The organism is Paenibacillus mesophilus, assembly GCF_005938385.1.
Taxonomy (GTDB): Bacteria; Bacillota; Bacilli; order Paenibacillales; family NBRC-103111; genus Paenibacillus_AB; species Paenibacillus_AB mesophilus.
In genome coordinates this window covers 16552-30431 of record NZ_VCRA01000003.1, presented here as the reverse complement: position 1 = coordinate 30431, position 13880 = coordinate 16552, and the positions used below count along the sequence as shown (strand labels likewise).

The following is a 13880-nucleotide window of genomic DNA, read 5'->3' as shown; positions in this document are numbered from 1 at the left end:
GTGTGAATCTGCAAAATGTTATCGGCGGGCGCGATTGTGCCGTCCGGATTTATACGGACAAATGGGCGGTTATGGGGAAAACCGCTGAATCGGCCGCGCCTATCGGAGGCTTCGCAACGGCTTTCCATAACGAGCCTGCCGTTCCGGACACCCGGGTGAAGCTGGCGATCGACCGGGGCAATCTCTATATCGAGTCGGAAAGCGATCGGGCGGCGGGAGCCGCTCCCGAGGCGGAATCATTGTTCTTTCTGTTGGTATTGCCAGCCGACCCGGACACGTTCTATTCGATTCCCGTCGCCGTGACTTTCGGCCCGCATCCTTTTGCGATCGGCTATAACAATTGGACGGGGGCGGAGCCGCGGGACAGACGGCAAACGTTCATTACTCTCGGTGAGGAAGCAGGCGTCCGTACGGTTGTCGCGAAGGGGGAGAATGGGAGCTGGAGGGCGGAAGCGACCGTTCCGCTGGCCGCCTTGAACAAGCCCGATACGAGGATCGGTGCGGAGTGGCGGATTACTGTCATTCGTTATTGCGGTCCGGACAGCGAGCTCCCGCTCACTTCCTGGGTTCCGATCCGAACGGGGACGGTCCGGATGGACGATGTACGCCGGCCTTTGGATGAAAGAATATTTCGTCTCGATTTGTACGTGGCAAACGAGGGTCGGCTCGGCGCCGTATTCATCGGACAGCCTCCGGGGGGCCGTCTGTCTTCATCGGCCACGCTGCTGTACAGGGGCTTTACCGAGAAAACGCTCGTTTTGCAATGCGACGATTTGCCGGAAGCCGTCGATCCGAGACGACTCGTTGTTTCGTGGATCGATCCGCGGGGCCGATCATCGGTAATCGCACCGTACGATTCGGTCAGGCAGGGCACGGAGTGGTCGCTGAATTTCGTCCATCCCGAGCCGCTGGAGGACGGGGTGTATCAAATCCGGCTTTTCGTGGAGGGGGAAGGGCCGATCGACAAGAGGTTCGAGATCATCTCATTCGATCGGTTCGACTTGATCGCTGCGGGAGAACGTTCGACGGTTTTGGCGTCATCCGCACCGGACGAGCCGAAAAAGCAGGTTTCCCCGGCCCCGCCATCGGAGCAAGTGCGATTTTTGGAACGGCTCGTTCCGGACAAAGTCGGTTTTTTCGCTGCGGGTGTGCCGCATCGCCCAATGCTCGGCTTTCGTTCGGCCAACTATACTTGGTCGCCGGAAGCGCCATGGAGCATCGTATCCGTAGACGAGGACGGAATGTCTTATCCGAACGACCGGTACCCGGAGTCGAACAAGCTGACCGTCCTCAACCGGATGGGAAAGCCGGTCGAATACCCGTACTATGAAGACGAACATGGCAGACGTTATTTTTTGTCCGCCCATCTTTGGCATTATCAGCGCAAGCATGCCGTCGCCGAGACCGGCAAGCTCGCCGCGGGCGATCCGCTCGGGGCGGCGCGACTATTGCTCCGTTTCGCCGTCGCCTACGAGGGCTGGGTTCGCTTCAACGACTCGGTCTGGGTCCAGCATCCGGTACCGGGTCATGCCGAGCCGCCGTATCCGTATTTCGGCGGTATGTGGGACCGATGGAGCTTGATGGATATGCACGGGATGCTGCCGCTGATCGATGCCTTCCTCGAGGTCGACCGGACGAATGCTTTCGAACTGCTCAGTGAGGAAGCCGGAGAGGACGTTCGCGCCCGAATCGTCGACCGCATGCTGCGTCCGTCACTCGAATCCGTTCTTACGTACCCGGTGCTGCAGCACAATGTCGACTTTCCGAATTGGATCGGCTTGATCCGGCTCGGCATGGCGCTACGTGAGCCGCAGTATGTTCACGAGGCCGTTGAACGGATGACGCGGTTCGTCAAATGCTCTTACTTGGCGGACGGCTTCTGGAAAGAAATTTCGTTGTCTTATCATCGGCAAACGTACGGCGGGTTGATCCAAACGATCCGCCATTTGGATGGATGGAGCGATTCTGCCGGCTATAAGAGCCCTCGAGACGGCGTGCGCTACGATCGGTTCGATACCGGGGTGGCTGTTCCGCAGCTTGCCCGCATGCTGGAGCTGCCCGATCTGCTCGCTTATCCGGACGGGAAGTGTTTCCCGGTGAACGATACGTGGGCTTTTCAGAAGGCGGAGACCCCGCGGTCGACGCGATCGTTGATAATGCCGCGGGCGGGCATCGCGAAGCTGACGCGGGGCGAAGGGCGTGAACAGGCGCAGCTGTATTTGACCTTCTCGCCCAATAACGGTCACGACCATAAAGATCCGCTGAACATTGCGCTTTACTCGGACGGGGCGGAGCTGCTGCCCGATCTCGGTTATACGCACACGTTTTACCGGCAATGGACGGTTTCCACGCTCGGACACAATACCGTTACGGTGAACGGACGGGACGCCCGGATATCCGGCAGCGCCCACAATGGCGGGAACATCGCGATGTTCGCAAGCGACGGGGATGTTCAAGTCGTTCGAGCCCGTCAGGAAGCCGCGTATGAGGAATTGAAGGAATATTCGCGGGAGTTGTGGTTTATCGGTTTCGAAGGGGCGGCGGCTGCCGAAGGCTATACGGTCGACCTTTTCCGCGTAAGCGGCGGCTCGCGTCACGAATATGCATTGAACGGAGAGGCCAACGGGGAATCCGAAATCGTCGCGAATATCGGGATGACGGATTATGGACCGTATTTGGTGGAAGGACAACCGGATATCATCGAGCCGAAGCAGGAAACCGATTATGGCGGCACAAGCGACAATCAATATTACGCCTATGCTTACGTGAAACGGGTGAAAACGGCGGATTTGCCGGGCGGTATTTACGACATGACTTTGACTACGAGCGACGGAGAGACACCTCGTGCAGGGCTTAAGGTGTTCGGATACGCCGGGAAAGGGAACAATCGACTGTTTCTGGGCCGCGCGCCTTCCTTGAGATCGACCCGCCTGAACGGCTTGGACGGGGATCGCAACAGCGAAGCGGTCAAGTACGATATGCCGAAGTGGATCGTAAGGCGGGACAGCCGGGAAGGAGCCGAGCTGGACAGCCAGTTTGTCCATGTGATGGAGCCTTACTCGGCCGGCGGCAAACCGCTCATCGAGCGGGTGGATGTACTGCTGTCGGACGAGGCGACCAAGCAAGCGGTGGTGGCTGTAACATACGGCAATGTGACCGATGTTATGATGAGTTCTCCGCATAATGACGGCGGAGAACCACTGCGGGCAGGCGAGTGGGAGCTCGAGGGGAAGAGCGGATTCATCCGGATCGAGAACGGGCAGGTCCGGCGCATGATGCTGATAGGCGGAACCCGTTTGACGGCGGGCGGCCATACCTTACAAGGAGGCGGTCCGATTACCGGCACGATCTTGGACGTTACCATGCCGGACCGGACGGGAGGAGAGCATGCGCTGGTCGTTGATTGCGATATCCCGCAATCCGTCGTCGGCCGTTATGTCGTCATTACTCATCCCGATTTATCTACCGCCGCTTACCCGGTCGTCTCCGTAACCCGGCTGCCGCAGGCCGGACAAACCGCTCTCGGCTTGGACGGGGACCCGGGATTCGTCTACACGGACTTAGTAGGGAACGAGTCGCCATCGAACCGTCCGTCCCGAATGACGTATTACCCGGGGAGCGAATGGACGGGGAGCCACACGTTCCGGATCGACAACGTCGTTACGGCTTCATTTCCCCGGGAGTGACACCCCAATATTTACGGAACACGCGAATAAAGTAACTGGCCTCTTTGAAGCCGGTCCGGTCCGCCGTCGCGTTGACGGTCGATCCGGTCAGCAGGAGCTCCTTGGCGAGCTCCATCTTTTTTTCCAGCACATAGTCGGAGAACGACTTGCCGATTTCTTTCTTGAACCTTCTGCTCAAGTAGGAGGAATTCAAATGCAGCCGATCCGCCACGGCTTGGAGGGACAGCTCCTGATCCAATTCCTGCATAATGATGCCGGTCGCCCGGCGAACGATTTCGTTCGTCCTCCCGCGCTGCTTGTTGTCATACTCGACTATACTTTTCGCCATCTGCGCGAGCGTCTCGTAGGCTTGCTCCGCTCCGTCGTCCGGACCCGGCTGAAACCGGTACGAGGGCTCCTCCCCGAGCATTTCGCTCAATGTTCTTCCTTTGCGCTCTACGGAACGTACGAACAGTCCGTTCATATACAGCCAATGTTCGCGGATGTTTTCCGGCGAACGGTCTCCAGCTGTCCGCGCCTCCCACCATTGCTCAAGCGCGGACAACGCCTTGGCTTCATCACCCGTTTCCAGCCCGATTTCAAGCTCTTTCTCGATCTCGCCCGATGTTTTCCTCGCTTTGCTGCCGTTCCGGGCTGGCTGAGGCTCCGAGCGGCGCGCTTCCTTCTCGGCGGAATAAATCAATTCCAACCGGGTGGACTGCGGCGAGCCTGCGGCCGCCTCATGGATCGACAGCCGGATCAGACCGGCTCTGCGGTTGAACGACCAGAGCGACGGCGCCGGATCTTTGCGGGCTCCGGCCGCCTCGCGCCATTGTTCCCCGTTTACTTTGACAATCGCCGGTTTGTCGCGTGTATGGATGAACAAATTCCAATGCCGCTGTTCCTTCATATCCCGGAAATGCCCGATACGCGGCCCGATTTCCACATGGTAGCCGTCCCGTTTATGCTTGCAGACGATGTCCGTTGCCGCCGATTCTCCCCTCAAATAGCCGAGAGTGACTCCATCGTCCTCATATAACGAATATTGCCTGTCGCTGCCGGGATACAGGTGCAATTCCATCTGGTCGGGCGGCTTCTGTCCGGCGTGTTCCATATCCGGCCACATGGGCACAATCGCTCCGGCGCGCACGAACAACGGTCCGCCGGCGTGCGGCGGTGTGCGGTACGCAATGTGGGCGGGTCCGGCATATTTGTCGCCGGTCCAGTAATCGATCCATTCTCCGTCCGGCAAATATACTTGATCGGTGAACACCGCGACGAGCAACTCGTCTCCGAACATGTATTGGTTTTGCAGCGGAACGGCCGCGGCATCCTCAGGATAAGCGAGCGGCATCGCTCTCGCGATCGGCAGTCCCGTGCGGGCGGCGACGCTGGCGGCGGAGTATATATAAGGCAGCAGGCGGTAACGCAGCTTCGCATACGTTTTGAATATAGCCAGCAAGTCCGTATCGAGCAGCAACGGATGCCGCCAGTACGCCCAGCTGTTTACTTTCGACCATGGCTGGAAGAAACCGAAATGGATCCCTGCGGGGTTATGCAGATTCATATCGACTCCCATATTCGGAATGCCCGACAAGCCCAAGCTGAGAACGGACAAATGCGGCTGATTCCGGCCTCCCGACCACATCGCGGCATATTTGTTCACCCCGGTATAACCTACCGGCGTGTATATGATCGGCCGTTTCCCCGTCTGTCCAGCGTACCCCTCCTGGATGACTTTGCCGATCGATCCGGCAATCGTCAAAGTGGACGCCGCATCTTCGTCCTCTTGATCGGCGGGCACGCGTTGCTCCTGAATGGGCACGGAAGTGCACAGTTTGAAGCCCTGCACTCCTTGTGCGACGAACGTCTTCAAATAGTCGTACCAAGTGGGGTTATCGGTGACCGATCCGGTTCCATCGCGGGGACTCTCCGGCAAATACAGACCCAGGCTCAGTTTAAATCCCATCGTCTGCAAGGCGCCCATGAACGTGTGAGCGCCTTCCGGCATCCATTGCGGAATGTAAAATTTCTCGGGGTGCCACCGTACGGGAGCTTCATAGTCGAAAGGCCGGTCCATCCAAGTCGGCTCCAGTCCGATCATATCGCACGGGATGCCTTCGCGCCTGAATTTCAGGGCATCCTCAATCAGATCGCGGGCTGCCGCCTGCTGGTTGCAGATGAAGCTGAGGCCGTATGCCCATAGGGGGAGCAGCACGGAAGGGCCGGTCAAGAGGGCTTGTTTGCCGAGCAGCTCCGCGAGTGTCCCGCCCGCAATCAAATAGTAGGCCAACTCCCCGCGTCTTCCGTGAAACCGAAGCTCGTCCGGGGACGATCGGCCGACGTCGAACTCATGCTCGGCATCGGTATCGACCAGAAGCGCCCATCCTTTGCTCGACAGCAGCAGAGGGACGGGGGCGTGCACCCGGTTGCCGCGCAAGCTTATGGAAATGACGCGGCCCCTTTTCATTAGAGGAGCGTCGTATTGATCGCCTAATCCGTACAGCCGCTCATCCTCCGACAGCGCGAACTGCGCTCCGAAGCCGTCGGCCCCGCCGCCGTATGGCGGTTGCGTTTGCCGGGTCAGCATGTTGTCCGATTTATCGTACAAGGAGGCGTTCCCGGTACGGCGATCCAATTGCAGAATGGCTTCATCGGTGATCAAACGCAATACGTCTCCGGCATTTTCCGTATGCCAATTGACCGGAGAAGAGGGAGGAACCGCGATACCTAGCCGGGTTAGCGGGGTCGGCGCTTCGAATAGCCCCGTCCGGTTGACGCGGATATGAAACGTATGGGGAGCGACCGGTACGACGCATAGGGATGAGCCGGATGCGGTTTGAAAGATTATGGAATCACGATTGCTGCACATGCGCATACCCCCTTGTCGCTAATCCTCGATGGAAGACGATATGTATTAGTTTAGCACATTTCGTTATCGGCGCGGATAGGGGAAAGGCCGACCTGCCAGCAGATCGGCCTGAATCGGAGTATGGATTCGGCGGAAAACGTTCCGCATTCGCCCTCGGGAACCGGACAGACGTACTGTTAGGTCCCGGGAATGTCAGCCGACGACGGAGTCGGGCCATGCAAGCTCGACACCCTGCTTCGTTAGCACGCTCTGGAAGTCGGCAAGCAGAGCCGGATCGTTTCGGACGGCGCGCGGCGATTCCCCGCGTTCCAGACAAAAGGCAGCCAAAGCGCCGGACGCTTCGCCGATGTTCCACTCTACGGGATGGAGCCGATAGCAGCCGTTCGTAATATGCGTCGTTCCGATATTTTTGCAAGACGGCAGCAGATTGTCGACTCGGACGGGGATCAGGCTGCCGAGCGGAATTTGGAAAGGAAGCGCGTTCAAATGGATGTAATGGCGGTTTCCGGTGCTCGGATGGAGATCAATGCCGTAATGTCCGATCCCGACGGAGTCGGTGAATACGGCGGCCCGCCCGTCAGGCCGATCCAACGGATTGACGTATTGCTCCAAAATCGTAAATTCCGCCTTGATTCTTCTCGACTCGCGAATATACGGATAGAGCGCCATGCCGTCATCCGTACCGAAAACGTCCTTGCGCAGGCGAAAGCCGGGATAGCCGTATTTGCCGTCGGGCCGCGGAGCTTCCGTCTGCAGCCAGTACAGCAGCGAGAGACTCAGTTCCTTGGCCCGCCGGAGATTGCGGGATTTCTCCGCTTCGTCTACATCGATGATCGAGCCGAGGAAGTAATCGTTCTGCGGCCAATTGACAACGGTCATATCGCCGTCGAACGTGCCGGGAGCGAAGCTGGTTTTATCCGCCAGACGCCGGTACGACATGAGCGAGAAGCCTTCCCAAAACGTCAGTCCTTGCCCTCCGGGGAACAGATCGTAGCGCACATGCTCCAATGTCGAAGGCCGAACTCCCGAGAAGCTCAAAAATTGGTCGGGCCAAAAATCGGGCCGGTACGACCGCCAAAATTCGTAATCGTTCGGCTTGTCGATCGTATGCTGACCGCCCTCTATATAATCCACGACAAAGCAGTGCGTAATCGCCTGCATGTCTTGCGGATCGGCCGGTCCATCGAGCGCGTGACGCTCGCCGGTCTCGGCTTTGGATTCCGCTCCCGTCACATATTCGGTCCCGGTCAGCGGCAGCAGCTCGCCGCAATCGGTAGCGTCGAGAAAATACGGGGCGGCCGCAATCGTCACTGTTCCTGTTAGGACATTCCTCACCGTAATCGAGCGGATCCGGTCTCCATCCATTTCGGCTGCTTCCGCCCGGCATCGGGACAGGATGACCAGTTTGCCGCTGAGCGTATAAGGAGCGAGCATTTCCAGCAGCACCGCCAGAGCGACTCGCGGGTCATGGCTGATTCGGCTTACTTTGGCATTTCCCGGATTCAGATTGGGAATCGCGGCCGCTTCCGGTGTCAGCGGCACATTGCGGCGGTAATAGTCTCTGACCTTATCACGGAACAGGCGATAGCTGCCCGTGCCGCCGAACTGCTCGATCCAGCGGTTCTCGTCCGGCGGCACCGCTTGACTCGTCAGCTGCCCTCCGATCCACTCCGTCTCTTCCGTCATCAGCACCGTCTTGCCGAGACGTGCGGCGGCAAGCGCGGCGGCGCAGCCTCCTAGACTTCCTCCGATTATGACGATATCGGCTTTCATTTCGCGTACCATGTTCATTCCTCCGTATGGGTGTGAAGTCGATTCTTATACATGGTAGCTCGGAATGCCCGCAGGCATAAGCAAGCCTGATGACCTCAAGTAGTATTTTGATGACCTCGTGCCCGACCGTTTCGGCGAACCCGCAAAAACGGGGACAACGGGTAACGAAAATACTATGCGAGGTCATAAGGATTCCTTGTTGGCGAAAAATGCGGTCCGCTATAATCAAAGCAACGAGCGGGAGAAAACGCTGTCATTTTCATACGGCGAACCGGTCTATCATCGAGAGAGGGGCAAGTCGAAGATGGGAAATAAAAAAAGTTTGCTGAGTGCGGCAACTTTGGCGGCGCTGGTGGTACTCGCAGCCTGCGGCAAAGAAGAGGGGGGAGGAGGGACGGCCCCGTCGGCCGACAATCAGAAAGCGCCTGCCGGCGTCAAAGCCGCGGATCCGATCGATCCGAACAAGCAAGTGGAGCTTACGGTGTATTCGATGCTGAGCGGCAATTATGAAGGGTTTATGGCATCGGAAGGGCAGTATATCCAGCGGAAATATCCGAATTTCAAATTCAAATTCATTGCGCCCGGAACGGGAACGTCTTTGAAGGACGTCGTAACGGCGAAAACGCCCATCGATATCATCATATCGACCCCGGACGTGCAGCCGATTATCGACGTGGGGCTGGATTCGGACATTTCGGATCTGGTGAAGAAGTACAATTACGACCTGAACCGGTTTATTCCGGTGACGATCGATTCCATGAAGCGGATTACCGGGGGCAAGCTGTTCGGCCTGCCTGGAAGAGTAAGCTCTTACACGCTGTATTACAACAAAGATTTGTTCGATAAGTTCGGCGTCCCTTATTTGACCGACAACATGACCTGGGAACAAATTTACGAGACGGCGCGGAAGCTGACCCGGGTCGAAGGCGGCGTGCAATATTACGGCTTCGCCGGAGATATTATCTCCATGCTTGACATGAACGAGAAAGCGCCTCGATACGTCGACCCCAAGACCGTGCAAGCAACGTTGTCGAACGATTATTGGAAGCGGGTATTCGACAGGCTCGTTCCGCTGTATACGCTGATTCCGAACTTCTCCGAGCCTTCGAAGCTGACGAGTCTTACGTTATCGCGCACGATGTTCTCGAAGGAAAAGACGGTTGCGATCGTTATCGGAGTGAACGATGCGGGGATAAGAGCCGTCAGCGAGAAATGGGACATGAACTGGGATATCGCGCCGTTTCCCGCCTTCCAAAGCAATCCGAAAGAAGGGCCGCAGCCGAGCGTCCGGTATTACTTGGTTTCTTCGACGAGCAAATTCAGGGACGAAGCGTTCGCGGCGATTACGCAATTCGTCTCCGACGACATCCAGCGGGAGCTTGTAACGACCGGTGCCACGCCGCCGCTCCAAAACGTGGATTATATCGGCCAGCTCGGCAGCGGTATCCCGGAATTGAAGGGCAAAAACGTGAAGGCGCTCGTACCGCCCCGATACGGTGAAATGAATTTGAAGGATCAATATTATATTGCGGCAAGGGCGGCTCTGATCAGCGCGTTCGATAAAGTGGTGTCCGGGCAGAAGGACGTCAATACGGCGCTGCGGGAAGCGGAAGAAGCTGCCAACAAGCAAATTGCGGAGTTGAAGAGCAAGTGAATCGATCGCAAGCCGGACTCCGGTAAACCGAAGGAGTGAAGAAAAGTGAATTCCGTTCGCGTTCGCAGCATAGCTTGGCTGCTCTTCCTGATGCTGTTGATTCAAGCCGTTACCTTCCCGGGGCTGTATGCCGAGGAAGCGGGAGCGGAACCGGATGCTTATCCGCGCGTCGATATGCTGGATGACCGCTTTGGAGTCGTCACGTCCAACACTTATGGTCCGATCTCGGCGGACGGCATCCTGAATGAGCCGGTTTGGGGACAAGCACAGCCGTTGCAAGGATTCAAAACGTTTTTCGACAACCTCGATACCGGGCATGATGCGGTTGTCAAAGTCGTATACGATCCGAACCGGTTGTACATTTCATTGGAAAGCCCGACGGGTTACGATGTGCCTCCTGCAGCGGAGCGATTATTTATCGTCCTTGGCAATGGGGTGGATGAATTCACTTTCTATACGATTCCGGTAAACGTTACGACGGATACGCATCCGGTAGGAATCAGCTTCAACAACTGGACGGGCCAGGACCCTCAGGACAGCGAGCAGAAGTTCGTCAATCTGGTGCTGGGCAAGCAGGTTTCGCCTGTCGTGCACAAACGGGCGGACGGTAGCTGGTCGGCGGAGGTGGTCGTACCTTGGAGCGCGATCGGAGGACCGCGGCTTGCGCCGACTTCGGAGCTTAAGCTCAATATCGTACGTTACTACGGCCCCGACTCTCCTTATCCGGCGAGCTCTTGGGTTCCGGTCCGGACTTCGACCTTGATCGACGACGACCGGACCCGGCCGTTCGACCAAAGGGCATTTACGCTACACGCCGGCGTAACGAATGAAAACCGTCTGGGCACTCTGTATATGGCGAAGCCGCCTTCTATTTCCGCAGGCAGCCCGGCAGAGGCTTGGCGGCCGCAAAACGCCCGCTTGCTGTTCAAAAGCTTCGGCGAGAAAGTTCTGGTATTCAGGAAATCCAGCTACCCGCAGCTGAAACATGCCGATATTCGGCTTGTGTGGACTTCACCGTCCGGAGAGCGGACGATTCTCGGCGATGCGGCGCTGACCAAGCAAGGGAACGACTATATGCTCGGATTTTCGCATCCGGCCCCGCTGGAAGATGGATTATACCGGCTGCAGCTATTCGCAGGGAGCCATGGAGACGAGTCCGCGAAGCTGGCAGAGTTCACTTTCGACCGTAATAGCCTGATCGAAGCGGGGGAACGGCTGTATCATGTTCCGCCTTCCGTAACGACGGTAACCCCTGTCACTTACCAGCCGCCCAGCGCGGAAGTGCAGCTTCTCATGCAGCTTATCCCCGACCGGGTCGGATTTTTTGCCACAGGCGTTCCGCATAATACGCAGCTCGGGTTCCGGTCCGCGAATTATACTTGGAGCGCATCCAAGCCATGGAGCATTACGTCGGCGGACGCGCTGAAGATCGATTACCCGAACGATACTTATAAAGAAACGAACAAGCTGACCGTCACGAACAAAAAAGGCGAGCAGGTCGACTATCCTTATTATGTGGACGGCACGGGCAAGCGTTACTTCCTGTCGGCCCATCTATGGCACCAGCAGCGGCTCCATGCGGTGAAACGGACGAAGGAATTGGCTGCGACCGACCCTCTCGGGGCGGCCAGATTGCTGTATCGGTTCAGTCAAGCGTATGCAGGCTGGGTGAGAATCAACGATACGATATGGAACCAATACCCGATGGACGGACAGGCCGTCCCGCCTTACAACTATTTTGGCGGAATGTGGGAGCGGTGGACTTTGCAGGAGCTTGTGGCGCTGCGTCCGCTGGCTGACGCTTTCGCCGAGGTCGATAAGACCGACGCTTTCGCTCTGCTCGGCGCCGAAGCCGGAGAAGACGTCCGGAGCAAAATCGTGGACGGCATGCTCATTCCGTCCATCGAATCGATTTATACGTACCCGGTGCTGAACAGCAATGTCGAGTATTCGAATTGGATCGGCCTTATCCAGCTCGGGAAAGCGTTGAAGGAACCGCGTTACGTTCATGAAGCGGTAAAACGGATGGACGAGTTTGCCAAGAGCGGCTTCTTGTTCGACGGTTTTTGGAAAGAAATAACGCTTTCGTACCATAACCAGACGAGCAACGGCATCCGGGGGACGGCGGGTTATGCGGCCGGATGGACCGATCCGGCGGGCTACTTGTCCTCCATAACGGGCCAGCGATTCGATAATTTCGATCCGTCCGTCATGCTGCCGCAAATCGGTTCCTTGCTTAACGTGCCGAATCTGCTTGCTTATCCGAACGGCAACTATTTCCCGATCAACGATACTTGGGCTTTCCAGAAGGCGACGGCGCCGCAGAACGATTCTTCGCTCGTCATGCCGGCGGCGGGTATCGCGAAGCTGATACGCGGTCAAGGAGCCGGTCAATCGCAGCTGTATATGACGTTCTCCCCGAAATACGGGCACGATCATAAAGATCCGTTAAATTTGACGCTGTATGGGGAAGGCCAAGAGCTGCTGCCCGACCTCGGGTATACGCATACGTTTTACCGGCAGTGGTCCGTTTCTACATTGGGTCATAACACGGTCGTCGTGGACGGCAAAGACGCTACGATCCAAGGGGCGGCCGCCAAGCCGGGCGGCAAGCTGACCGACTACAGTCTGTTCTCGCCATCGGGAGATGTTCAGGCGATGCAGGCACATCAGGAAAACGCCTATCCGGGCGTTACGGAGTACAGCAGGGAGCCGTGGTTTATCGGATTTAACGGGGCGGCTGGCGGTTCGGGATATGTCGTCGATTTGTTCCGCGTGGCGGGGGGCAGCAAGCATGAATATACGCTGAACGGCGACGCGAATCGCGATGCGGCTATTACGGCCAACGTGGCGCTCGAGAATTACGGACCTTATCTGGTTAACGGAAGCCCAACGATTATACAGCCGGCTCAGGAGACGGATACGGGCGGCACGAGCGACAATCAATATTACGGCTACATTTATGTGAAGGACGTGCGGAAGGCGGATGTGCCGGACGGTACGTACGAGCTTGCGATGACGACGAAAAGCGGCACCGTCGACAAGGCGAATATGAAAATATTCGGCTACGCCGGCAGCGGGAACAATCGGCTGTTCATCGGCAAATCGCCGTCGCTGAGGTCGACCCGCGTAAACGGGCTGAATTTCGACACGAATACGGAGGCCGTCAAATACGATATGCCGAAATTCGTCCTGCGCAAAGAAGGTACCGATCTGAGAAGTCAATTCATCCATGTCATGGAACCGTACGCCGCCGGAGCGAACGCGCTGATCGATAGCGTACAAGTGCTGAAATCGGACGAAACGACGGGAGAGGCAGTAGTTTCCGTTTCGTACGGTAATACGACCGATATCATCCTCAGCTCTCCGAATAACGGCGGACAGCCGCTTACGGTCGGCGATATGACCATGATCGGCAAAATGGGCTTTATCCGCCTGGAGAACGGCGCGGTGACCAAAATGTATGTTTCGGGAGGCACCTTGCTTCGGAAGGGTACGGATCAATTGGTCGGCGCGGGAACGGTCACGGGCGATATTACGAAGGTGAATCGCGGACAAATACCGGGGGAAACGGATGCGTTCGTCACTCCGGCGGTCGTTCCGCCGTCCGCGGTCGGACGTTACGTGTTCGTCACCCATCCGGATCAGACCGCTCACGCTTACCGGATTACGGGCGTAACCCGTGACGAAACGCAAGGCGTCACGACGATTGCGGTCGGCATGGACCCCGGCTTCGCTTATTTGAGCGACGAGATCACGTCCGATCGTCCATCGCAGATGCTCTACTACCCGGCTACGAAATGGAAAGGAACCCATACGTTCCGGATCGACCTTATCGCGGAACAATAAACGGCCGATCTGCCGGATTGCTCTCTTAAGAGCTTCCGGCAGATTTTTGTTCCAGTAATAAACTGCT

The 13880-nt window shown here is 57.3% G+C and carries 5 protein-coding genes; 3 read left to right on the top strand and 2 right to left on the bottom strand.

The features are described 5' to 3' along the window. Positions 1-2 precede the first annotated feature (2 nt). On the top strand, positions 3-3686 hold the full coding sequence (locus tag FE783_RS05315; RefSeq protein ID WP_138878312.1) for a heparinase II/III domain-containing protein: 3684 nt from the start codon (positions 3-5) through the stop codon (positions 3684-3686). On the opposite strand, the gene FE783_RS05310 is transcribed toward FE783_RS05315, so the two are convergent. Continuing rightward, on the bottom strand, positions 3661-6537 hold the full coding sequence (locus FE783_RS05310; RefSeq protein ID WP_158301638.1) for a TIM-barrel domain-containing protein: 2877 nt from the start codon (positions 6535-6537) through the stop codon (positions 3661-3663). The genes FE783_RS05315 and FE783_RS05310 overlap by 26 nt on opposite strands. 192 nt (positions 6538-6729) lie before the next feature. Next, positions 6730-8322: an FAD-dependent oxidoreductase gene (locus FE783_RS05305; protein ID WP_138878310.1), complete on the bottom strand. Its 1593-nt coding sequence runs from the start codon at positions 8320-8322 to the stop codon at positions 6730-6732. A 292-nt stretch (positions 8323-8614) separates the two neighbouring features. On the opposite strand from FE783_RS05305, the gene FE783_RS05300 reads away from it, so the two are divergent. Together FE783_RS05300 and FE783_RS05295 are read left to right on the top strand one after the other, a co-directional pair. Then, the gene (locus FE783_RS05300) at positions 8615-9964 is read left to right on the top strand and encodes an ABC transporter substrate-binding protein (RefSeq protein ID WP_158301637.1); all 1350 of its coding nucleotides are present in this window, start codon (positions 8615-8617) and stop codon (positions 9962-9964) included. Between the two features lie 45 nt (positions 9965-10009). Further along, positions 10010-13813, top strand: coding sequence for a heparinase II/III domain-containing protein (locus FE783_RS05295; RefSeq protein ID WP_138878308.1), 3804 nt, complete (start codon positions 10010-10012; stop codon positions 13811-13813). The last annotated feature ends 67 nt before the right edge of the window (positions 13814-13880 follow it).

Coding starts and splice junctions, on each gene's coding strand:
- FE783_RS05310 (WP_158301638.1), bottom strand. CDS start 6,537: ATGTGCAGCAATCGTGATTCCATAATCTTTCAAACCGCATCCGGCTCA.
- FE783_RS05305 (WP_138878310.1), bottom strand. CDS start 8,322: ATGGTACGCGAAATGAAAGCCGATATCGTCATAATCGGAGGAAGTCTA.
- FE783_RS05300 (WP_158301637.1), top strand. CDS start 8,615: ATGGGAAATAAAAAAAGTTTGCTGAGTGCGGCAACTTTGGCGGCGCTG.